This is a genomic window from Proteus sp. CD3 (assembly GCF_008808075.1).
In the GTDB taxonomy this organism is placed as follows: Bacteria; Pseudomonadota; Gammaproteobacteria; order Enterobacterales; family Enterobacteriaceae; genus Proteus; species Proteus appendicitidis.
The window spans coordinates 3,204,888-3,228,111 of sequence record NZ_CP019686.1; the positions used below are offsets into that span (position 1 = coordinate 3,204,888).

The window sequence follows — 23,224 nt, forward strand, 5'->3', positions numbered from 1 at the left end:
GGAGTAAACGCTATGTTAGCCGTAGAATTGATTATCGTTCTGCTGGCCATTTTCCTCGGTGCGAGACTTGGGGGAATTGGTATCGGGTTTGCCGGTGGTTTAGGGGTTTTAGTTTTAGCTGCTATCGGTGTTAAACCTGGTACAATCCCTTTTGATGTTATCTCCATCATTATGGCTGTTATTGCCGCAATCTCTGCAATGCAGGTTGCTGGTGGTTTGGATTACCTTGTTGGCCAAACTGAAAAACTGTTAAGACGTAATCCAAAATACATCACAATTCTTGCGCCTATTGTGACTTATTTCTTAACTCTATTTGCAGGTACAGGGAACATCTCTTTAGCAACACTGCCAGTTATCGCTGAAGTTGCAAAAGAACAAGGCATCAAACCTTGCCGTCCTTTATCAACAGGTGTTGTTGCTGCTCAAATCGGTATTACTGCATCTCCTATCTCTGCTGCTGTTGTTTACATGGCTTCTGTCATGGAAAACCCAGCAATGGTGGGTGAAGGTCACACTGTAAGTTATATCACTCTGCTGTCTATCTTATTACCAGCGACTTTCCTTGCTATCATTCTGATGTCATTCATCGTGTCTTGGGTATTTAACTCAAAACTGTCTGATGATGCTGTCTATCGTGAGCGTTTAGAACAAGGTCTGGTTGAATTACGTGGTAGCCAAGCACGTAGAGAAACATTACCAGGTGCTAAATCATCTGTAATGCTGTTCCTACTGGGCGTTCTGTGTGTTGTAACTTATGCAATTGTCAACAGCCCAAGCTTAGGTCTTGTCAAAACTCCACTGATGAATACGACTAACGCTATTCTTATCATCATGCTGAGTGTTGCAACCTTAATCACTGTTTTCTGTAAAGTTAAAACTGACAACATCTTAAACTCAAGTACCTTTAAAGCAGGTATGAGTGCATGTATTTGTATTCTGGGTGTTGCATGGTTAGGTGATACTTTCGTTTCAAGCAACATCGACTGGATCAAACTGACTGCGGGTGACTTAATCACTGGCCATCCTTGGTTATTAGCGGTTATCTTCTTCTTCTGTTCTGCTCTGTTATATTCTCAAGCAGCAACAGCGAAAGCGTTAATGCCAATGGCTTTAGCATTAGGTGTAACTCCATTAACTGCCATTGCTTCTTTCTCTGCGGTTTCTGGTCTATTTATTCTGCCAACTTACCCAACACTGGTTGCAGCAGTTCAAATGGATGACACAGGTACAACTCGTATCGGTAAATTAGTCTTCAACCACCCATTCTTTATCCCAGGTACTATTGGTGTGGTATTAGCTGTCGCATTTGGTTTCCTCTTCGGCAGTATGATTTTGTAGTTTGAAGTAAAAAATTAAAACATTGCAAAAAAGTGCTTAGCGCTTAAAAGAAATAAAAAATAAGAAAATACCCTGTCGCAAGATGGGGTATTTTCATTTTAGCCTATCGCTCCTCGCTTTCATTTTTAGCTAAAGTCTGCTAATTATGATGTTCTCGCGACAACGTGATTTAAGGAGATTTCCGTGCAACGTGAAGCGTTATTAGACCACGTACTTATCCAGTTAGAACAATACGGCTTAGCTGCAACCTTACCTGAGCTTCTTCAAGATTCAGGTATCAACGAATCTGATCTTCACCCTTTTTGGCCTGATAGAGACGCATTGATTTTTGATTGTCTTCGCCACCACGGACAGCAAATTGATATTTGGCAACGCCAAGTGATGTTAGATGAAGAACTCACTATCGAACAAAAATTACTGGCGCGTTACGATCAACTCGCTATGCGCTTAGAAAAAAACCGATTCCCCGGTTGTTTATTTGTAGCAGCTTGTAGCGCATATCCTGATGAACACTCTCAAATTCACCAATTAAGCCAACGCCAAAAGCAAAGCTCTTTTGATTACTCTAGAACGCTACTACGCGAGCTTGATATTGAAGACAGTGAATTAGTCGCTAAACAAATGGAACTCATCTTAGAGGGCTGTCTAAGTCGTTTAATGGTGAATCATCATGCTGATGATATTGTTACAGCAAAATTATTGGCAGAGGATATTCTTAAGATTGCTCAATGCCGAAAAAATGGCGCATTAAGTTAGTTGTAAGCGTTGGAAAACGAGAAAAATGATCTGTTTTTTTGTTTGTACTCAATTTCTATCTACAGAATAGCAAAAAACAAATTTAATCATCAAAAAAAGAGAAGGTTTTCTCTTTGATATGCAAAAAAGCGAATATCTTTACTGATTGTTATTTAAGCATTTTTTACTAAAAAATCGCTTATGATGAAAATTTAAACTCGAATAGAGTAAAAAGAAAGCAAACGAACTTATTTTTGCATTTTTTATTAAAAAGACGTTGACGCATCACGCTGAATACGGTTTAATGCGCCTCGTTAGCCCGAATAGCTCAGTCGGTAGAGCAGGGGATTGAAAATCCCCGTGTCCTTGGTTCGATTCCGAGTTCGGGCACCATCTTTAAAGAAACCAGCCTTAGGGCTGGTTTTTTGCTTTTATAGACTAAGCTAGTTGTTGTTGTTAACCAGATGCACTTCATCACCTTTTCCCTTTCTACCTACCTTATTTTTATCTATTAGAAAGTGTAGTATGGTTCCCCTCTATCCTTGCAGAACCTAAGCTCTCCAGCATATGGAAAATATCTTTCAATTGAGCAAATAGAAGTGGATGGACATCTGTTTCTAATCGTAAATGTCGGAGTAACTCTAACTCAGTTAAAGCATCAACTAAAGGAGAGTCAAAACTTGGATTTAAGAGTCCAAGTGCAAAGTGATTAAATTGGGGCATTATGTTTAATTACCTCAACTACGCTAAAAAATCATCTCAAAAACAAATAAAAATAAATAATAAAATCAAAAAGTTAAAATCATCAAAAGAAAAAATTATCTCTAAACTGCCAAATAATTATATCAAGTTTGCACTCAACAGAGTGATAAACATTCCAATAATTACAATCTATCAATTTTACATTACTTAACTAAGTCGTTGAACAAAAGGCTCACTCAACATTATATAAATGATGTTCTAGACCTCTTTATAAGAATCAAAATTTTCCTAACAACATGGTTGTATTTTTACTTTAGTGAGTATCGTCGCTAAAACACTCAATATCGTCAATAATTAACCAAGTAATAACACGTAACTTTCAGAAATCCTGCAAATGATTTAGCTAATGACGTTATAATTTATTGATAGTCATTTTATTATTTATATCGAGCTATTTCATTTTTCCTATTTTAAATTTATCTGATTGTGAAAATTAATTACTTATGAGTTATATAAAATGAAACAATACTATTTTTATTACGTATGATTAATGTTTAGACTCTGTATCCTATTAATATCAACCTATTATCAAAGGACAAACATAAATGGAATTTCCCAAAGATCGAATTTATCATTCAGTTATCTGCGTCCTTGCCTTTATAGGCTACTTTTTTTCCTCTTTTAGTCTATTGCTAACGCCTTCACCTGCTGCATTGTTTCAATCTTCTTATATCATCTCATTAATCAGCTTTTTTATTTATCTCCCCTACTGCCTCATTATTTGGTTTGCCTATCAAAAAAATATTAAATTAATGCCGTTAGGTCGCCTTCAATGGAATACGCTAAAAGCCCCTTTTTTAGCCTTACTGGGATTATATTTTATAAGCTTATTTTTAGGCTCTGAAGATGATTCGTGGGTTACAGAAATTGAATCTATTACAGGCTTTGCTTTCTTCTTATTTGCCCTTTCTGTTATGTTTATTGCGCCAATTACTGAAGAAATCATTTTTAGAGGTTTTCTACTCAATGCAGGTATGTGGTATGGCAATATAGGAAAATGGGTCGCCATTATGATCTCTTCACTGCTATTTGCCGCTATGCATACTCAATATGAGTCAATCACTACATTTATCCTTATTTTTGTTGTGGGTGTTGTGCTTTGCCAAGTCAGAATAGGCACTCGCTCATTAATCGCACCGATAATGCTGCATGGAATACACAACACAATCAGTGTCGTTTTTTTAATGTTATAGCGTTTTTATTTAAAAAATTTCTATTTTTTATAACAAAACACTTATTCAATTAATAAGAAATGATATTTAATAGATGAAAATGTTTTTATTATTTTTTAGAGAATGATCTGATTCTATACGCAATAATACCGAATATTATTTACAATTATCTCAATAGGTTATATTAAATTCCATAAAAGATAAAATATAGAAATAAATAGAGAATGTGATTATAACTACATGCTTTTTCAGCGTATTAAAGTATGATAAGAGATATTAATATGACAAGAATATTACCATCTTCTTAAATTAAGAGAACTTTTTATGAATTTGTTTTTCCAAAATAGCCTAGCTTTTCCCAGCATTATTTTCAGTGGATTACTTATTATTATCTCTTTTTATTGGCTTTGTGCTGCTTTTGGATTATTAGATATTGATTTATTTAATATTGATAGTGAATTAGATGTTGATGCCACAGGTTTCGCGGGTTGGTTAACAAAATTAGGATTAGCTGGCATCCCAGTCACTATTATTTTAACCATCTTTATCCTGATTGGCTGGTTTATCAGTTACTTTACTAATTATTGGATTATCAGCGCTATTGAAACCGGTTTTATTCATTATTTAGCGGGCTTTGTTGCTTTAATCATTATCTCTTTTATTTCTCTTAATCTTACTGCGGTATGTTTGAAACCTGTTCGTAAAAAACTGGTGTCGCGTAATAAGCCTAAATCAGTACATCAATTGGTAGGTAAATTAGCCGTAGTGCGATCAGCAAATGTAACGGAAAACAAAGGTGAAGCAGTTTTAGAAGATGGGGGAGCGGGTTTAATTTTACAAATTAGAGCGCCAGAACAAGAAAATATTAAACGAGGTGATAGCGTCGTGATTATTAGTTTTGACGCGCTCACTCACAGTTATCAAGTCGTAACGGAAGATGAATTTCATCATTAATACCTATTCGATGAGATCTAATTTAGTTAGCAGACAAAAATATTAAAAAATGACGGTATCGTCTGAACCTATGGAGAAAAAAGTATGGATTTGGCTTTCGTTATGCCTTTCTTAACTGTCGTTGGTTTCGCAATCCTAATTATTTTAGGATTATTTGGATTATTTAAGGCTTTCTATATTAAAGTTCCTCAAGGTACTGCCTTAATTGTCAATGACATGACCTCACAACCTAAAGTCCATTTTACGGGTGCATTGGTTTATCCTGTTATCTACAAAAAAGAGTTTATGCGTATTTCTCTTTTAACGTTAGAAGTAGACCGTCGTGGTAAAGATGGGCTGATTTGCCAAGATAACTTACGTGCAGATATCACGGTTGCTTTCTATCTACGAGTGAATGAAACCACTGAAGACGTACTAAAGGTTGCAAAAGCCATTGGTGTTGATAGAGCGTCAGATCATCAAGCAGTCAGTACCCTATTTAGTGCTAAATTCTCAGAAGCATTAAAAACAGTAGGTAAACAGTTTGAGCTATCGAAACTTTTTGAAGATAGACAAAATTTCCGTGATCGCATCGTTGATGTTATTGGTAAAGATCTTAATGGTTATGCGTTAGAAGACGTTGCTATCGACTATTTAGAACAAACGCCGAAATCAGCGCTTGATCCTAATAATATTTTTGACTCTGAAGGTATCCGTAAAATAACGGAAATTACCGCCATTCATAATATTGAAACTAACCAAAAAGAGCGCGATCAAGAACTCGCTATCCAAAAGAAAAATGTTGAAACTCGTGAAGCCAGCCTTGCTTTAGAACGTCAACAAGCCGATGCAGAAGCACGCCAAAAACGTGAAATCGATAATATTCGTGCTCGTGAAACGTCAGAAACCTTACGTGTACAAGAAGAAGAGCGCCTTAAAGCAGAACAGGCTCGTATTCAGACTCAACAAGAAATTGAAATTCGTGAAGAAAACCGTATGCGCGAAGTGGAAGTTGCACAACAAAATCGCACCCGCGCAGTCACTATTGAGCAAGAGCGTGTAAATCGCGCTCGAGAATTAGAGATTGTTGCTCGTGAACGTGAAGTTGAGTTGCAACGTATTGAGAAAGAAAAAGCGTTAGAAGAAGAGCGTAAAAACATCTCAAACGTTATCCGTGAACGTGTTGCCGTAGAAAAAACGGTAGCTCAAGAAGAAGAACGCATTAAAGAAGTACGTGAAGTTTCAGAAGCTGAACGTATGCGCCAAGTCACTGTGATTAATGCACAAGCTGAAGCGGAAGAATCTTTAGTTCGCCAAGTGAAAAAAGCTGAGGCCGATGAATCTAGTGCTAAACATAAAGCTGAAGAAATTAGCACAATGGCGAAAGCTGAATTAGAAGCCTCTGTAAAACAAGCCGAAGCGAAAAAACGTTTAGCGGAAGGTATTGAAGCAGAGCACGCAGCATTAGGTCTTGCCGAAGCTCGTGTACGCCAAGCAACGGCAGAAGCCGAAGAGAAAGAAGGTTTAGTGCTGGCGAATGTCACCGCTGAAAAACTCTTAGCGGAAGCCCGAGGCATGAAAGAGAAAGGCTTAACTGAAGCACAAGTGATGGAAGCTAAAGCACTCGCTCAACAGCAGCAAGGTCTTGCAGAAGCAAAAATTTTAGAAGAAAAATTAGCAGCTCAAGCGCGTGGTGAAGAACAACAAGCCAATGCAAAAGAGAAACTAGGTTTAGCTGATGCGAAAATTCTTGAAGAGAAACTCGCGGCTCAAGCTCGAGGCGAAGGTCAATTAGGTTCAGCACAAGCTGAAGTTATTCGCCAACGCTTGAAAGCAGAAGCAGATGGTTTAACTGATAAATTTAAATCGATGGATCACCTTAGCGATACGGCACGCTCACACGAAGAGTTCCGTATGCGTCTTGAAAAACAATTTGAACAAGCAATGGCATCTATTGAAGCCAACAAAGAAATTGCACGCGAACAAGCTGATGTATTGGCTGCTGCTCTTAGCAAAACCAATATTGAAATTGTGGGCGGTGATGGCAACTTCTTTAATACCTTCTCTAAAGCATTAAGCTTAGGTAAAGCCGTTGATGGTTTTATGGATAAGAGCAGTTTTGCCAAAGAGAACGTTGAAAAGCTGATTAACCGCACTCAACAAGATAAAAAACTCGATGTTGCTTCTTTATTAAAAAATCCTGAAGTTCAAGATTTAATTAATGGATTTATGGCAACAAAAGGAGCCAGCCAGTTAATTAAAGATGTGACAACTAAATCAGACTCCTCTAAAGAAGAATAATTTCATTTAAAGGAGGTGGAAAGACATAGCGTTTATCTCTGTGTCTTTCTTTTGTTTTTATCGTTTAAGCCAAGGAAATCCGTTATACCATGTCTGAAATTCTGGATACGAATCGCGAACAGGAAATACTCGATAGCGCCGTTGCACAAGGTGGTGCGTATGAAATCTTACGCAAACGCCTTACGGAGCAAGGTCAACAACTTCATCAAAAAGCCACTGAGCTAAATCAGCATCGCTTAGATGAATTTGGTCAAAGCCAAATGGATATTATTGGCCGTATTCGTATTCGTACTGAAAATAACTGCCAAGCCAGAGATATTGTTCGTGTCGGTGAGTGGTTACTGTTTGGTTATAACGTTTTCCTTGGATTAAAACGTGAAATACATCTTGAAGATGTTTTTTCTCTTTATCGTTTAATTGAAAATGAAGGTGAGTTTGATGTTGAAGCTGTACCTTATGAAAATACTTTTTTAAACGACAATCGCTTTATTCAAGATTTTACAGAGCTTTATACTTACTACAAAAATACGCAGCTATTACAGTTAGTTGAGCGTGATGGAAAATTACTTGCTAGCTTCCAAATTGGCGCGCGTATTACTGATGTGCGTGTTTTTCGTTGGGCGATTTCAAGTGATAAACAGCGTATTGAATATATTGATAATCGTGGCGAGCGCGATATCGCCCTTCCTCCTGCTTATGATTTTGAATGGACGAAAACCCAGCGCGAAGACACGGTCAATGGTCGTTTTCCCCATATCAATATTCTTGATACTGTTTTTGTCGAAACAACCGGCGGTGATTTAACAGTTAAATGTGAAAATAATACCGAAGATGGTTTAGGGATTTATCGTGAGGCCGTATTAGACAAAAACCAATCTCTCGATGATGCCCAAATTGAATATGCTCAAACTGGCAGTTTAATTCTGTTAAAAATCTTACCGTATCGAGAAGAGAATTGGCGTTATTTGGTCTACAACATGTTGACGCAAACCGTACAACGCATCGATGCAATCGGGCAAGCTTGCGTCCAATTACCTGAAGATCATGGCATTATTTTCCCCGGTGGTTATTACCTACAAAATGGTGAATACAAAACCTTTGATCAACCAATGGAAGGTATGTATTTCCGTCGTCTACGCCGTTCGCCTAATGGTGAAGACGTGTTATATGTGTTCTACTCCCCTTCACAAGGTCGCCTTGCGCTTTTCAATTACAATATGATTGAGCGCAAACTTGCTGTGCCTTTAGTCGGTCACGGCTATGCGATGTTAGAAGATGGGAAAATGGTACTGTTTGAAGGTGAAGGCGAAGAAGCAACGCGTGTTCATCCAATGCAAGTTTGGCAAACGCCTTTCTATTCTGAAGAATTTGCTGATAAACAACCTCCTCGTAATGGTTTCTATGGAAGAATTGGTAATGCTGATTTAGTTCGAGGCATTTCCGAAATTTTGCATGTCGCAAAAGAAATTGAAGGTGATCAAATTTCTATTGCTCGTTATGAGCAACTCAGTTCACAACCTAAAAATTTATTAGATCTCTATTATTGGTTTAACGATGAACACTGTTTAGGGATTGGAAAGCTACTTAAAGATATCGCTCAAACCAGCGAATTAGTGCTTGATGAATATGAAAAAGTAGAAAGTATTCGTCAACAATCTGCTAAATCCATGCTTGAAGCCGTTAATCGCCAAAAATCACTACTGACTTTAACACTGCCTGATAGTTGGGCTGATATACAACAATTTGTTGATAGCTTAAATTCACTGAATGCCCATCGTGGACATCTTATTTCCTTGCGTGAGTTCCGTTATATGGATTTAACCAAGCTTAGTGCGATGGAAACGGAAATTACAGAGGCTCAGCAACGCGTTTCTCAAGCTACGGCTCTTTTTCTAGCTAGTGATAAAGCGTTACAACCATTTAAAACTCAGCTTGTTACCTTTGAAAATCTTATTGAGAAAGCACAAAACAGCGCACAGCTAGATATTCCGATGAATGACATGGAAAAAATGTCTGCTGATTTAGATATGCTTTCTAACTTAATGGCATCTTTAACATTCCAAGATGTCACTCAACAAACACAGATTATTGATGCGATTTCACAGATCTACGCTCAACTAAACCAATCCCGCGCTCGACTACAACAAAAACGCAAATCACAAAGTAGTATCGAAAGTGTGGCACAATTTGGCGCTCAATTTCGCTTGTTTAGCCAAGGGATCACCAATGCATTATCTCTGGCAACCGATCCTGAACGTTGTGACGATCAGCTTTCTCGCTTATTGCTTCAATTAGAAGAGCTAGAGAGCCAATTTAGCCATCATGATGAATTTCTTGATGATATTCTTGCTAAACGTGAAGAGTTAGTTGAAACCTTTGAGTCGCATAAACAAGTACTGCTTGATGATCGCCAACGTCGATCACAAAGTCTGCTTACTGCTGCAAATCGCTTACTGGAAAATCTGCAACGCCGAACATCTCGCTTGCAATCACAAGATGAGCTAAATGCCTTTTTTGCATCAGATCCATTATCATTAAAAACACGAGAGATCATTGAAAAGCTAAGAGAAATCAATGATAACGTCAAAGCTGATGATATTGATGCACGCCTAAAATCTTCTCGTGATCAGGCTATTCGTATTCTGCGAGATAAAACGGATATTTTTGAAGATGGCGGCAACGTCATTAAATTAGGACCTCGCCACCGTTTTAGTGTTAATACGCAAGAGCTTGATCTCACTATCTTGCCTAAAGAAGATAAGCTCTGGCTATACCTGACAGGAACAGATTACCAAGAGCCAATTGAAAATGCAGAGCTTGCTCAATTACAGCCTTATTGGAATGCCTCACTTGAGTCTGAATCAGACACGGTTTATCGTGCAGAATACCTTGCTTATTCCATTATTTATGCGGCAGCAAAACGTCAAGATGGTCTGGATTACGAAACACTAAAAGAAGCACTCACCATTCCAGAAAAACTTGAAAAACTCGTACGTGACTTTGCAACGCCACGTTATAAAGAAGGCTATGAAAAAGGTATCCACGATCACGATGCGATCGCTATATTAAAAAAACTGATCCCAATCGGCGAAAGTGCCGACCTTCTTCGCTATAACCCGACTGCACGCGCAATAGCCGCGCTATTTTGGGAAACGAAACAAAATGAGCAATACCCTGCACTGTGGCCAGAACGAGCAAGAACAGCGCTTAATATTCAGCAATTATTCCATACAGATGATGCATTAATCGATCTACAAGCTGAAATCGAAGCGGATATACGCCTATTCCTTCATGATAATCCGATTGAGTGCGAACACTATATTCCGATACAAGCTTCAGAATATTTAAGCTTTGCGTTGGCGAGAACTCCTATTGAATTGGTTTATAGCAAATACGCTAAAGAGCTAGTGATTGCACTGCAAAGTCGATTAGAAGAAGCTCATATGTGGATGGACTTTAATCGTTCACAACAAAATTTAGGTACACGATACGCACAGCGTTGGGCGCTGATCCAAAATTGGCTACAAGGGCTGTGCTCTCTACCTGATTATGCCGATCTCACGCCTTATATACCGGGTGCTATTGCTATCATTATTTTAGATAAAGTCGCATCAGCACGTTATAGCGAAGCCGATTTGTACTTTACAGTAACGGGCTTGTTAGGCTCTCACCCTACCATTGAAAACCAAGCGTTATCACTCAGTTTAGATGACTATTTCAGTCGAATGCGAGGGCAAAGAAAGAACTTTATTCCTGCATTCCAACAGTATCTTAGCTTGCGACAAAAAATAGTCAGTGATGAACGTGAACGTTTAAAACTGCATGAATTTAAAGCCAAACCGTTAAGCTCTTTTGTCCGTAACAAACTGATTAATGATGTCTATTTACCCATTATTGGCGACAATATGGCAAAACAAATTGGTGCTTTAGGAGAAGGAAAACGCACTGATTTAATGGGATTATTATTAATGATCTCCCCTCCAGGCTACGGTAAAACCACCTTAATGGAATATGCAGCAGCACGTTTGGGTCTAATTTTTATGAAGATCAATGGTCCTGCGTTAGGGCATAACGTGCTATCACTCGATCCTGAACAAGCACCTAATGCAACAGCAAGACAAGAGCTTGAAAAACTCAATTTGGCATTAGAAATGGGAAATAACGTGATGCTGTATGTGGATGATATTCAGCATACCCATCCAGAATTCTTACAAAAATTTATTTCGCTCTGTGATGGAACAAGACGTATTGAAGGGGTATGGAAAGGAAAAACCAAAACCTATGATATGCGTGGTAAAAAATTCTGTGTCGTTATGGCGGGTAACCCTTATACCGAATCAGGCGAGGTATTTCGTATTCCTGATATGCTGGCTAACCGTGCTGATATTTATAACTTAGGTGAGGTATTAGGCGGCATGGATGACGCTTTTGCACTGAGCTATATCGAAAATAGCTTAACCTCGAATGCGGTATTAGCGCCACTGGCACTACGTGATCTCAACGATCTTTATATTTTAGTGGATAAGGCGATGGGGAAATCTGTCTCTACTAACACATTAAGTTACCCTTATTCTGATGCTGAAATTAATGAAATTGTGATGGTACTTAAGCACTTAATTACGCTACGCAATGTTATTTTAAAAGTAAATCAGCAATATATTGCCAGTGCTGCACAATCAGATAAATATCGCGTAGAGCCAGCATTTCGCTTACAAGGCAGTTACCGCAATATGAATAAGCTCAGTGAGAAAGTTTCTGCGGTAATGAATGATGAAGAAATTGTACGCTTGTTAGACGATCACTATCTTGGTGAAGCACAACTACTCACAACGGGTGCCGAAGAGAACTTACTAAAACTCGCGGAATTACGTGGAAAATTAACAGAGAAAGACACACTCCGCTGGGAACAAATCAAGAAAGATTTTATGCGTAATAAAGCATTAGGTAGTGATAATGCCGATATTGGCGACCGTGTAGTATCACAATTAGCCAATCTTGTTGAAAGTGTGCAAGGTCTACGCTAAAGAAAAAAAATAACTATATTTAGCCCACTTATTTTAGTGGGCTAAACTACATACATAATACCAATATTATTAACACTTAAATTATATAAATATTTAATTCTATTTAATAGATAATTTATAAAATAATGATTAACAATAAAAAAACAAATTTATTTAACAACCAATTCTATTATGTACATAAAATCCATATTAACTCATACTCTGAAAAGAATGAAATAAATAAGATATTAATAATAATCACTCTTAATTTATTTATGAGATCTCTCTCTAAAGATAGGAAATTAACTTAGGATTAATAGTATAGAAATGATAGCATAAAAAATGCTATAAATTAATTCTATAATTTACATGACTTTAGTTTAAATAAATTAAAAATTTTTAAATGTATTACCTTTAATTTATTAACAAGAAAGATAATGAATATCTCCGTTAACAATTATTTAAACGTACTATTCTAATTTTAAGATTAAAGTTATAAAAACATTATTCTATTTCGACCTAGTTTAAGTTGTTTTTATACTAGATTGATAGCGACACAACAAAAATACTTTCAATAAAAGTGGGCGTACTATGAAAAGCATGTTTACGACTCGGGAACTCCCTGACGTAGATCGGTTTTCCGTATTCAGGGATACAATAAAAGACCGCTTTTTATCGTCTTATGAATGCAATGAAGTCGAATTGCCTCCTCATTCTCGATTTTATGCCAATATTGTCGAGCAGAAGGTGACAAATATTCGCTTTATTCAGCTAGAGTCTAACGGTCACTGGGCGAGTAGCCGTCCTTTAACGCATAAACTTAGCTTAGAAGAGCATTTTCAAATTGAGATACAGCGTTCAGGAACGAGCCATCTAACTCAAGATGGAAGAACTGCATTTCTACGGCAAGGGGACTTTTGTATTTTTGATATGGCAAGACCCGTATCATGGTCTTTTGATAACGATTACTCATTGTTTAAAATTTTGATCCCAAGAGAGAAACTGGCATCACGTTTAGGTAATACCCAAAATCTTACTGCAAGAGCAATACGAGGTAATAGTATTACAGGCTCCCTCGTTTATAGCTTTGTGATGCGTTATATCCCTTTCTTAGATTCTATGCCCGCCCAACATGCTCAGCAACTCGCTGATATTTTATTGAATTTAATCACGTCTGCTTTCAGCGAATACAGTATTGCAACTCCACCTCAAAGCTTAGGAAGATCAACACTGTTTTATTTTGCTCAGCACTATTTAGAGCAACATATTTCCGATCCGGATTTAAGTGTTAATCAATGTGCAAATGCTTGTGGGATCTCTGTGCGCTATTTACAGATGTTATTTAAAGAACAAAATACCTCTGTGCTTCGTTGGATCTACCAAAAACGTCTTGAGAATTATAAAGCTGCGTTAGTTAATCCTCTTTTGGCAGAAAAAAATATTACACAATTAGCGTATGAATGTGGATTTAGCGATATTTCTAATTTGAGTCGAAAATTTAAATCAGAATTCTTTATGACGCCTTCAGAATATCGAAAAATACATTCGTTGAGATAAGTTTTAAAACAGGGTTATGGAGCATATAAAAATCATTTCAAGCATTATGATCCATATATGAATCAATATGTACTCAGAATGCTCATTCCCCCTCTAGTTAAAATTTTGGAGGTTACGCTAAAGGGGGATTGGTGTTGTTACATCAGCCGTAACGAAACTCAATGCCTAATGTGCCACACGGATACTCCCATTTTTTTAAAATCGTCTCGCCACATAAAACACGACAAGTACCACACTCTAAACATCCTGCATAATCAAAAAGATATTGCCCTTTTTCGTCTTTTTTATATAACCCTGCGGGGCAAGCTTTCATTAAGATTGCAAATTGTGCAGGATCGATATCATCCTTTAAGACAATATGTGGATTTTCTTCATCCACATTAAATTTATTGACGCCTAATTTAACGTCTACGTTGACTTGACTCATAAAGAACGTACCCCCTTAAACCCATCTTTAATTAAGTTCATTACACCCACTTTCTTAACTTGAGACAGTATTTTCTTACGCACTGGTTTTTCTGGGCCATTAATCACAAATAAATCGTGCATTACATTAGCCGCCATTTGCGGATAATCCGTAAAGAATCTTGTATTATCGAGGAAAGAAGGTAAGTCTTTGTATAACTTCATATCTTTCATCACAAAGCTGTCATTTAATAAAGATTGGTAGCAACTTAATTCTTTTTGACTATAGCTATTTTGCTCTTTCGCCATTAATACCGCTTTTGCAGCCGCTTCACCTGAAGCAATCGCTAAATCCATTCCTCTTACGGTATAGCCAACGTTTAAGCAAAATCCCGCAGCATCTCCCACAACTAATACGCCATCTTTCACTAATTCAGATACCATATTCATACCACCCTCTGGCACCATATGCGCTGAATATTCTAATAATTTGCCGTCTTTGATAAGCGGTGCAACAACAGGGTGTTGTTTAAAATCTTCTAATAATTGAGGAACCGTTTTTTCGAACTTATCGACATTATGTAGCCCTAAAACAAGACCTAAAGAAACGGTATTTTTATTGGTATATAAGAATCCACCACCTAAATATCCACCTGATGGTGCGCCAGCAAAAAGCCAAGCTAAGCCTTCATCATTAGTACAACCAAATCGGTCTTCCATTTGTTGTGGCGTGAATTCCAATAACTCTTTAACCCCTACTGCCACAGTGTGAGGATTAACTTTTTGTGTCATCCCTAATTGTTTTGCTAATAACGAGTTAACACCATCCGCGAGGATAACTACATGGGCTTCAATTTCATCATCACCCGCTTTTACGCCACACACTTTGCCTTCTTTCACCAACACTTCATCGACACGAACACCTGTGATCACTTGCGCGCCAGCATCTTCTGCTTTTTCCATTAACCATTGGTCAAATGAAGAACGTAATACAGTATAAGAGCGAGCCGCTTCCTCTTCTTTTTGAGTATGTTGATAATCTAACGTGACCCCATCGGTTTCCGTTAGCATGGATATTTTTTCACGCGTCACAAGGCGTTCAACTGGTGCTTCTTGAGCAAAATTAGGGATAATTTTTTCAAGACTATGAGCGTATAAACGCCCTCCCGTCATATTTTTACTGCCAGCGAAATTACCTCGCTCAACCACTAATACATCACATCCTGCTTGCGCCAAAACATAGGCAGCAGTACCACCAGCAAGTCCACCACCCACAATAATGGCGTCAAAAATATCGTCTGACATACTTTCCATCCTTTTATTATGTGTGGTCGCTTAGCACACGTTCACTAAGCGACCGATGGGGATTAGCCGCCAAGCTTCGCGGTTAATGCAGGTAACACTTTATAGAGATCGCCAACAATACCGTAATCCACCATATTGAAAATTGGGGCATTTTTATCTTTGTTGATACCAACAATGATTTTTGCTCTATCCACACCCACCATATGCTGAATTTGCCCTGAGATACCGACAGCAACATAAACATCCGCACCTAAGGTCACACCTGAAACACCAATGTAGCGGTCGTGTTCCATCCAGCCTTCACCTTCAGCAATTGGACGTGAACAACCTACTTCACCTTGAAGGGCTTTCGCTAATGCCGCCGCGAGTGCAATATCATCCGCCTTAGCAAAACCGCGTCCGACACCCACAACACAATGCGCTTTACCTAAATCAACAGTACTGCCTTGTTTTGGCTTACGCGCTAATACTTTTAATGTATGTGCAGGGGCGATAAAGGCACCTTGCACCACTTGTGCATTGGGTGCGTCGTTGATGACTTCCACATCTAATGCACTGCCCACAGTGGCAATAGCATAAGGTGAGCGAATTTCTGCTTTAGCATGCGCTAAACCACCATAGACTTGGTGTGTCGCAATCACCGTATTGTTTTCAATCGCAAGACTTAATGCATCACTGACAACACCAGCGTTTAATGTCACACCAAGACGAGCCGCAATCGCTTTTGCTCGTTTTGATGAAGCAAGTAAAACCAATGCATTCGCACCCGCTTCTTTAATAATTGCGGCAAAAGAGGCAGCATAATCTTCAGCAATCACGCCCTCTTGAGGTGCAAAACAATACACACAATCAGCGCCTAATTTGACACATTCACGCGTGCTTTCATCATCACCGATAAACAGCACATTAACCTTTTCACCAAGACCACGAGCAAACGCAATCAGCTTTGCTAAATCATCCGCTTTTTCGGCATAAACAAAGGTAGTAGGTAGTAAACTAGCCATTTTTAATCTCCTTATTGATTAACCGCTTGGCGTAAATGTTCAGCAAAAGTGGCAATGTTTTCATCTGAATCACCTTCTAAAATAATACCAAGGCGATCAGATTGCTCTGGCGCACAAACTTGTGTTTGCACCACCGTCAGCGCAGAAATATCAACACCGATATCGCCTAACCCTAGCTTTTCAACTGGCTTTTTATTTGCCGCTAAAATGGCTTTCATTGAAGGCAGTTTTGGTGTGTTAATGCTTGAAGTGACACACACAATGGCAGGTAATGTCAGTTCAAGTTCTTCCGTGATGTTTTCGAGATCACGTTCAACAATGATTTTGTTACCGTCAACGGTGATTTTGTTTACTGCATTCACGCAAGGTAAACCTAAATATTCACCTACTGCTAAACCTGTTTGTTGAGCGTATAAATCACCCGAACCTTCACCGAAAACTAATAAATCAAAACCCACTTTTTTTGCTGCTTGCGCAATAATATTGGCAGTATCCGTTGAATAAAGCGCGCTACATGCATCATCAGCCACCAGTGTTAATGCATCAGGACCTCGCGATAAAATATCTTTTTTAATTTTCGCGTTTTCAACCATGGCACTTGTACCCACACTTAATGCAGTTACGGTGCTATCACCAAGGGTGGAGGCAATTTCTACAGCGGTTTCAATCGCATTCAAGTCATACAAACTAATTTTTAACCCCGCATTATCGGTTGCGAGTGTACGATCAGGCCGTGTTGTGATGTCTTGTTCGTCATGAACAACCTTACAGCAGGCAATAAGTTTCATAATTCACATTCTCCGTTTTGCACAATGCAACAAATTAATAAGCTCAAATCTCATTACGCTAAAATATGCTTAGCGATGACCATACGTTGCACTTCACTTGTGCCTTCAAAAATCTCAGTGAGTTTTGCTTCACGCATTAAACGTTCAACAGGATAGGATTTGGTGTAACCCATACCGCCATGTAATTGGACGGCTTTTTGAGTCACATAAGTGGCAGTTTCTGCTGCATAAAGTTTGGCTTGAGCAGATTCACGCGTGTAAGGAAGACCCGCCATTTTGGCGGCGGCAGCGCGATAAACCAGCATACGTGCGCAATCAACACGCGTTGCCATTTCCACTAATACCCATTGAATGCCTTGATTAGCCGCGATGGGTTTACCAAATTGAATACGTTCTTTGGTGTAAGCAATCGTGGCATCTAGGGCGCTTTGTGCGATCCCTAGTGCAAGCGCAGAGCAACTTAAACGCCCGCCATCTAAGGTTTCCATCGCGATATTAAAGCCTTTACCTTCTTCGCCTAACATCGCGCTGGCTGAAACAACACAATCACTGAAACTCACAGAGCAAGTTTCAGAGCCGTTCATGCCCATTTTGTCTTCAGGCAAACCAATGCTAATACCTGGGTTATCACGCTCAACTAAGAATGCGGTGATCCCTTTTACCCCTTTGCTTTTATCGGTCATGGCAAATACGATAAAGAAAGCACCTTGAGGAGCTGCCGTGATCCACAATTTAGAGCCATTAATCACATAGTTATCGCCTTGACGAACGGCTGTTGTTTCTTGAGCCGCAGCATCACAGCCCGCACTAGGCTCTGACAAACAAAAACATCCTAATTTTTCGCCAGAAACCACACCCGGTAAAATGCGGGCTTTAGTCTCTTCATCAGCATATTTTTGAATAATTGGCCCTGTTAAAGAGCATTGTGATCCCATGATCATGGCGTGAGAGGCACTCACTTTCGCCATCTCTTCTGTGGCTAATACATAACTAATAGCATCGGCTTCTGTGCCACCATAAGCTTCATCAATGTTGAAACCAAAAAGCCCTAATTCAGCCATCGGTGCAACACTCTCACTTGGAAAGCGATGTTCTTTATCAATTGCACCTGCAATCGGTTTAATGTCGTTTTCAACGAACTCTCTGACCATATCGCGGATCAGGACTTGTTCTTCTGTTAGCTGAAAATCCATATTTATCTTCCTCTGAGAATATTGATGGTTATCTCTATGGCGTGCGATTTCACGTTTGTCGTCTTATCGCACGCCTTAATGGGTTAACGTTATTTCTACATCGTCGCTATTGATGCAGGTAAAAAGGTGTACAGCAGCAACATAAACATCATGGCTAACAGTGGGATAGCGAGGGTTAATGTCCCCACTGGCCCATAGCCCTCTTTATGGCTGACACCACAGACGCTAAAGACAGTAATAATTAATCCGTTAAATGGCGGTGTTGTACTCATAGATGCCATTGTGGCAACGCGGTGTAATGAACCTTGATCAACCACGGTTGCAGGGAACATTGCAGCAATCATTGGCATGGCGATACTTAACGCACCAGAGCCTGAACCACTGATAAACACTAAGGCACCCACTGAAATTGCAGTTACAACCAGTGGATTAAGACCGGATTGCGCAATCGCTTGGAATGATTCTTTGAACGCAGGTAACGTCATAACTAACGCACCAAACCCAACAATAACCGCGGTGTTAAACAGGGAGGTCACCCCTTCCATCGTCCCTGCGGCTAAATTAGGGACGAGTTTTTTCCAATCGAGATAGCGTAAGTACACAATTAAGGCAGCAATAATGGCGCAGAACAGTGCAATAGCAGGGTCCCATTTCAGGATATTTAGCACGACAAGCAGGATAAGCATCGGCAGTAATGCAACGAGTACATTCGGTAATTGACGATCTTTTTTACCTTCTTCAGCTTTCGCTGTTTTTTCGTCTTCAACCCAGCCTTCACCTTTGGCTTTTACACGCTTAAATAACCAAGTGAGATAAATAATCACTAAGGTGACTTGGAATAATGCAGTCAACATACCTGGTACTAAACCGGCTGTTGCTGACGTACCTAAGAATTTCATTGGGATAAGGTTTTGGATCTGAGGCGATCCCGGCATGATCATCACAAACGTACCCGCACCTGCAAAATAGACAGCCGGAATAAGTCTGCGAGGAAGATTCGCTTTACGGAATAAACTCACCATCATTGAATAGACGGTAAACAGTGCAACAAACACTGACACACCGCCATAAGCTAAAATGGCACAAGCCGCAACTAATGAAGGAATAACGGCTCTTTCACCAAATTTGCCAATAATAAAAGAGGCAACACTATCAGCAGCGCCACTGATAGCGGTTAATTTGCCAAAAATCGCACCAAGTACGAAAATGAAGAAGAAGCTTCCAAAATAGCCACCTAATCCTCCGGTATACACTTGTAATAGTGCATCAACAGGATTAAGCATATCTGGTGATACAAGCCATGCAGTCACAGCAAGAAACAGGCTGGTGGTAAAGACAGAAATGAAAATATGTATGCCTTTCATACACATGATCATTAATATCGCTAGCCCGATGATTAAACAAATAATACCCATGATTGCCCCACTTATATGTGTTAGGGTTCAATTGACCTGCGTAAATCACGCAGGTCTTTTGTGACTATTAATTAACGTTGTTAAGCAGAAAGCACATCTGCGAAAGTTTGCAGTGCTGTTCTTGCCTGTTCATATGTTTTGGTTTGCTGATCGATTTCGATAATGATGGAAGGAATGCCCTCTCTATCGAGGAATTTCTTCACAATAGGTGCATCAAATTCTTCAGGATCACAGAACTTCGTCAGTAAATAGACGACACCATCAGCACCTGTGTTTTTCACCATATCGGCAATTAAACGACCGCGTTTTTTCTCTGGATCATACAAAAGTGAACACCCTTCAAGCTGGGCGACTTGCTCAGCCATCGCTTCATAAGGTGCTTTGTTTTCAGGAATATCTTGGCGAAATTGACGAGACTCATGCGCGACTTCATCTGCCACAATCGCCATGTTGTTGTCAGCCAAAATTTGTAGAATAGAAGGGCTATCCGCAATAATGCCTGTTACAACAATCTTGTGCCCTTTCCAAGGTTCTGGAGACAAGGTTTTGCATTGTGCAACAATGGCTTCAACGGCTTTTGTATGTTCAACGACATCCATAAAATAACCACTTTTGATCACCGTATTACGGCGTTGTGGTGTGACTAAATTTGGATGAAGTGCCGCGATATCTGAAAACTCGCGTAATGCGCGGCGGCGCTGATTAAATAGATGAATGGCATTTGTCAGTGCTTCGTCTGTCACCGCTTGACCTGAAATTTCCCCTAATTGCAGTGCAATTTTCTTGTATTGTTCAGTTAAGAATGCAATGCCTGCTGGCGTTTTACGGTTCTGTGGATGTACCAATTGAATAAAGGGAACTTGTGGTACACCCGCTTTCCAGTTTTGCCCTAAGCATTTTAAGGTATCGCAAAGAGAAGGAATTAAGGCAGCAGACAATTTATTTAATGCCCCATCTAGTCCCATCTCAAGAGAAGAAAGTACTAATGCACAATAGAAAGGAGGGAAATATTTCTTCGCTTCTGAGATCTCACGACCTTCTGCACCCCAAATACCAAAAGGCACCATACCCGCTGCATAAACAATTTCATTTGGGGTATATTCAGGAAAACAGCCAACCACCTTTTTACCACTACGAATAAAACCCTCTAATTGGGCAACAGGGTTATCCACCACTGCTTGCAACTCATCAAACAACTCCGCTAATGTTTTCATTAGATGTCTCCCTTTTTCATTTCAGCTTTATTAGCCGCCATAATTTCGGTCAATGCTTCAACACGGGTGACATACTGTGCTTCAGAGAAAACACGAGGATCAGCTTGGTCACCATCAAAAGTGACTGTTGGGATTTTGAGTTCATGACGAATGCGACGCTCAATTTCGGGCATAATGCCACTCCAGAGCTTGCAACTACGGTTAACGTGAATAATTGCACCATCCACTTTATTCTGGCGACTCACGTTAATACGCATATCAGCAGCACGCTCAACAGAGACACAGTTTGGAACGTAAGAATAAGCACGCATCATTTCGTCACTGTTTTGATAAATCACACCAAATGCGGTGGCGTAAACAGTGGCAGTCACGTTGATACCTTGCTCTTTTAACGGAGTAGATGTGGCGCGCAAGTAAGGCCAGCAGGCGATACCTTCAAAGAGAACACGGTATTTTTCTTCACCGCGGTAAGTCGATTTTTTCTCTTTGATATTTTGTTCCATTTCTTCACACAGTTGCTCAAAAGCCAGCGCAGCTTCCAGTTTGCCACGAGCGCAAACCGCCACAGCCATGTGGTTAAATAGATCAAAACCGTTCATTGGTGATGGTTCATATTGGCAATATTCCGCTGCCTTTAACCATGCACGTCCTGTACGTTGCGAAATTTCACAAACTTCTTTAAATTTCTCTTCGGAAAAGACTTTGCCAGTCACTTTTTCAAGTTGTTTAATCGCATCATCAAATTGAGCTTGAACGTATTTCACCGTTACATCGTCGGTGTCATAGTCATTTTTATAAGGAATATCGATAAGGATCATCGGGATATTCAGCTCATAAGCGATATTTTCATACCATTTGATCATGCAGTTACAGATGTTGTTACAGCACAGCAAGAAGTCTGGCTGTGGCATATCCATCTCTTCACACTGTTTAATATCCATGTAAGAGAGACTGATGCGAGCATAAGCACAGATATCATTGGAATATCCCATGCTTTCTGCATGTTCACACATTTTTAAACCTGCCCCTTTTGCGGCAATCGCAGCGGCTTGGTTTTCAGGATAAACCACACATAAACCTAATGTTTCAGCGATTTCTTGAGGGAAGTTAGAGGCGCACCACCCTATTTTTTCACCGCTATTTTTGGCATCCCACGCACGCTGATAAGCATCAGCGGCAATTTTTTGCAGTCGTTTTTTCGCCGGAATATAATCCGGTGCATTCATATCTACATTGCTCATTTTGATGTTCCTATTGTTAACGCATCGTCTTCCAGTTGATGGCGGTACGCTTCAAAGGCATAAATGGCGGCACCTATCGCCCCGTTGTATTGTGATAATGGTGAGGTGGCGATAGGAGCGTTCAGCTCTTCGCTAACATAACGAACAACTTCAAAATTACTGGCAACACCGCCTGTCATGACAACAGGGGCTTCAACACCGACTCGTTTTGCAAGACCAGCAATACGGCTAGCCACAGAGCGGTGAATACCATTAATGACGTCGGGTATTGTTTCGTTATTCGCGAGATGAGAAATAACTTCCGATTCAGAGAACACGGTACAAGTAGAGCTAATGGTGACTTTTTTCGTGGACTTAGCGCCCTCTTGAGCGAGATCGGAAATCTTGGTTTCTAATACTCGCGACATCACATCTAAAAAGCGTCCTGTACCCGCAGCGCACTTGTCATTCATCACAAAGTTCAATAAACGGCCGGCACCATCCATATGAAGTGCTTTAACGTCTTGGCCGCCGATATCGATCACTGTTTTCACGCCCGGAAAAAGAAAGTGCGCGCCTTTCGCATGGCAGCTAAGTTCACTCACTTCTTTATTGGCTTCTTTCAGAGAGTTACGCCCATATCCTGTTGCGCAGATCCAGCTGATCTGACTGAGATCGCCACCAAATTGGCGCAACACTTCATTGATCGCTTTTTCAGGTCCAGATGTCCCAGCACCTACTGATGCCAACGACTTCGCGACAATAGCGTCACCATTTTTCATGATGATGCATTTTGATGCAGACGATCCGATATCAACGCCCATTGTGAAAATGTCTTGTTGCATGCCTTTGCCTCCTGAAAATTAAAAAAGTAAGTGG

The 23,224-nt window shown here is 39.7% G+C and carries 16 protein-coding genes, 1 tRNA gene and 1 pseudogene; 8 read left to right on the top strand and 10 right to left on the bottom strand.

All coding sequences use genetic code 11. The features are described from left to right. Window positions 1-12 precede the first annotated feature (12 nt). The 3 genes from BTA34_RS14335 to BTA34_RS14345 all read left to right on the top strand — a co-directional run bounded on the left by BTA34_RS14335 (window position 13) and on the right by BTA34_RS14345 (window position 2,466). Window positions 13-1,338, top strand: coding sequence for an anaerobic C4-dicarboxylate transporter (locus BTA34_RS14335; protein ID WP_151436148.1), 1,326 nt, complete (start codon window positions 13-15; stop codon window positions 1,336-1,338). A 183-nt stretch (window positions 1,339-1,521) separates the two neighbouring features. Then, on the top strand, window positions 1,522-2,094 hold the full coding sequence (dicD, locus tag BTA34_RS14340; protein ID WP_151436149.1) for a division control transcriptional repressor DicD: 573 nt from the start codon (window positions 1,522-1,524) through the stop codon (window positions 2,092-2,094). 296 nt (window positions 2,095-2,390) lie between these two features. Continuing rightward, window positions 2,391-2,466, top strand: a tRNA-Phe gene (locus BTA34_RS14345). 117 nt (window positions 2,467-2,583) lie between these two features. Here the strand turns inward: BTA34_RS14345 and BTA34_RS14350 are convergent. Beyond that, window positions 2,584-2,796 (bottom strand): annotated as a pseudogene (locus tag BTA34_RS14350) (Fic family protein); the annotation flags it as partial. A 584-nt stretch (window positions 2,797-3,380) separates the two neighbouring features. On the opposite strand from BTA34_RS14350, the gene BTA34_RS14355 reads away from it, so the two are divergent. The 5 genes from BTA34_RS14355 to BTA34_RS14375 all read left to right on the top strand — a co-directional run bounded on the left by BTA34_RS14355 (window position 3,381) and on the right by BTA34_RS14375 (window position 13,801). Then, window positions 3,381-4,028 (top strand): CPBP family intramembrane glutamic endopeptidase, encoded by a 648-nt coding sequence (locus BTA34_RS14355; protein WP_151436150.1) that lies wholly within the window; start codon window positions 3,381-3,383, stop codon window positions 4,026-4,028. Between the two features lie 303 nt (window positions 4,029-4,331). Next, a complete protein-coding gene (locus BTA34_RS14360; RefSeq protein ID WP_151436151.1) occupies window positions 4,332-4,961 on the top strand; it encodes an OB-fold-containig protein in 630 nt (209 codons plus the stop codon). A gap of 84 nt (window positions 4,962-5,045) precedes the next feature. Further along, window positions 5,046-7,241, top strand: a complete 2,196-nt coding sequence (locus tag BTA34_RS14365; RefSeq protein WP_151436152.1) for a hypothetical protein — start codon at window positions 5,046-5,048, stop codon at window positions 7,239-7,241. 89 nt (window positions 7,242-7,330) lie between these two features. Continuing rightward, window positions 7,331-12,265 carry a DNA repair ATPase gene (locus BTA34_RS14370; RefSeq protein ID WP_151436153.1) on the top strand — a complete coding sequence of 1,645 codons (4,935 nt, stop codon included), beginning with the start codon at window positions 7,331-7,333 and terminating at the stop codon, window positions 12,263-12,265. A 570-nt stretch (window positions 12,266-12,835) separates the two neighbouring features. Next, complete coding sequence (locus BTA34_RS14375; protein WP_151436154.1) at window positions 12,836-13,801, top strand: helix-turn-helix domain-containing protein; 966 nt, start codon at window positions 12,836-12,838, stop codon at window positions 13,799-13,801. 142 nt (window positions 13,802-13,943) lie between these two features. On the opposite strand, the gene BTA34_RS14380 is transcribed toward BTA34_RS14375, so the two are convergent. From BTA34_RS14380 to BTA34_RS14420, 9 genes are all read right to left on the bottom strand, one after another. After that, window positions 13,944-14,228, bottom strand: coding sequence for a ferredoxin family protein (locus tag BTA34_RS14380; protein ID WP_151436155.1), 285 nt, complete (start codon window positions 14,226-14,228; stop codon window positions 13,944-13,946). Continuing rightward, window positions 14,225-15,511 (bottom strand): FAD-dependent oxidoreductase, encoded by a 1,287-nt coding sequence (locus BTA34_RS14385; RefSeq protein WP_151436156.1) that lies wholly within the window; start codon window positions 15,509-15,511, stop codon window positions 14,225-14,227. The genes BTA34_RS14380 and BTA34_RS14385 overlap by 4 nt, the downstream gene beginning before the upstream one ends. A gap of 62 nt (window positions 15,512-15,573) precedes the next feature. Then, window positions 15,574-16,515: an FAD-binding protein gene (locus BTA34_RS14390; RefSeq protein WP_151436157.1), complete on the bottom strand. Its 942-nt coding sequence runs from the start codon at window positions 16,513-16,515 to the stop codon at window positions 15,574-15,576. A gap of 11 nt (window positions 16,516-16,526) precedes the next feature. Further along, window positions 16,527-17,303 carry a putative electron transfer flavoprotein FixA gene (gene fixA / locus BTA34_RS14395; RefSeq protein WP_151436158.1) on the bottom strand — a complete coding sequence of 259 codons (777 nt, stop codon included), beginning with the start codon at window positions 17,301-17,303 and terminating at the stop codon, window positions 16,527-16,529. Window positions 17,304-17,356: 53 nt separating this feature from the next. After that, window positions 17,357-18,496, bottom strand: a complete 1,140-nt coding sequence (locus tag BTA34_RS14400; RefSeq protein WP_151436159.1) for an acyl-CoA dehydrogenase family protein — start codon at window positions 18,494-18,496, stop codon at window positions 17,357-17,359. Window positions 18,497-18,591: 95 nt separating this feature from the next. Next, on the bottom strand, window positions 18,592-19,911 hold the full coding sequence (locus BTA34_RS14405; RefSeq protein WP_072069069.1) for a GntP family permease: 1,320 nt from the start codon (window positions 19,909-19,911) through the stop codon (window positions 18,592-18,594). An 80-nt stretch (window positions 19,912-19,991) separates the two neighbouring features. Beyond that, window positions 19,992-21,125: a 2-hydroxyacyl-CoA dehydratase subunit D gene (locus BTA34_RS14410; RefSeq protein ID WP_151436160.1), complete on the bottom strand. Its 1,134-nt coding sequence runs from the start codon at window positions 21,123-21,125 to the stop codon at window positions 19,992-19,994. Then, window positions 21,125-22,366 carry a 2-hydroxyacyl-CoA dehydratase subunit D gene (locus BTA34_RS14415; RefSeq protein WP_069369783.1) on the bottom strand — a complete coding sequence of 414 codons (1,242 nt, stop codon included), beginning with the start codon at window positions 22,364-22,366 and terminating at the stop codon, window positions 21,125-21,127. Before BTA34_RS14415 ends, BTA34_RS14410 begins: the two co-directional genes overlap by 1 nt. After that, window positions 22,363-23,190, bottom strand: coding sequence for an acyl-CoA dehydratase activase (locus BTA34_RS14420; protein ID WP_151436161.1), 828 nt, complete (start codon window positions 23,188-23,190; stop codon window positions 22,363-22,365). The genes BTA34_RS14415 and BTA34_RS14420 overlap by 4 nt, the downstream gene beginning before the upstream one ends. Window positions 23,191-23,224: the final 34 nt, after the last annotated feature.

What these genes read in the sequence shown, in the direction of transcription:
- BTA34_RS14335 (WP_151436148.1), top strand. Translation starts at nt 13, where the DNA reads ATGTTAGCCGTAGAATTGATTATCGTTCTGCTGGCCATTTTCCTCGGT.
- BTA34_RS14355 (WP_151436150.1), top strand. Translation starts at nt 3,381, where the DNA reads ATGGAATTTCCCAAAGATCGAATTTATCATTCAGTTATCTGCGTCCTT.
- BTA34_RS14360 (WP_151436151.1), top strand. Translation starts at nt 4,332, where the DNA reads ATGAATTTGTTTTTCCAAAATAGCCTAGCTTTTCCCAGCATTATTTTC.
- BTA34_RS14365 (WP_151436152.1), top strand. Translation starts at nt 5,046, where the DNA reads ATGGATTTGGCTTTCGTTATGCCTTTCTTAACTGTCGTTGGTTTCGCA.
- BTA34_RS14370 (WP_151436153.1), top strand. Translation starts at nt 7,331, where the DNA reads ATGTCTGAAATTCTGGATACGAATCGCGAACAGGAAATACTCGATAGC.
- BTA34_RS14375 (WP_151436154.1), top strand. Translation starts at nt 12,836, where the DNA reads ATGAAAAGCATGTTTACGACTCGGGAACTCCCTGACGTAGATCGGTTT.
- BTA34_RS14380 (WP_151436155.1), bottom strand. Translation starts at nt 14,228, where the DNA reads ATGAGTCAAGTCAACGTAGACGTTAAATTAGGCGTCAATAAATTTAAT.
- BTA34_RS14385 (WP_151436156.1), bottom strand. Translation starts at nt 15,511, where the DNA reads ATGTCAGACGATATTTTTGACGCCATTATTGTGGGTGGTGGACTTGCT.
- BTA34_RS14390 (WP_151436157.1), bottom strand. Translation starts at nt 16,515, where the DNA reads ATGGCTAGTTTACTACCTACTACCTTTGTTTATGCCGAAAAAGCGGAT.
- fixA (WP_151436158.1), bottom strand. Translation starts at nt 17,303, where the DNA reads ATGAAACTTATTGCCTGCTGTAAGGTTGTTCATGACGAACAAGACATC.
- BTA34_RS14400 (WP_151436159.1), bottom strand. Translation starts at nt 18,496, where the DNA reads ATGGATTTTCAGCTAACAGAAGAACAAGTCCTGATCCGCGATATGGTC.
- BTA34_RS14405 (WP_072069069.1), bottom strand. Translation starts at nt 19,911, where the DNA reads ATGGGTATTATTTGTTTAATCATCGGGCTAGCGATATTAATGATCATG.
- BTA34_RS14410 (WP_151436160.1), bottom strand. Translation starts at nt 21,125, where the DNA reads ATGAAAACATTAGCGGAGTTGTTTGATGAGTTGCAAGCAGTGGTGGAT.
- BTA34_RS14415 (WP_069369783.1), bottom strand. Translation starts at nt 22,366, where the DNA reads ATGAGCAATGTAGATATGAATGCACCGGATTATATTCCGGCGAAAAAA.
- BTA34_RS14420 (WP_151436161.1), bottom strand. Translation starts at nt 23,190, where the DNA reads ATGCAACAAGACATTTTCACAATGGGCGTTGATATCGGATCGTCTGCA.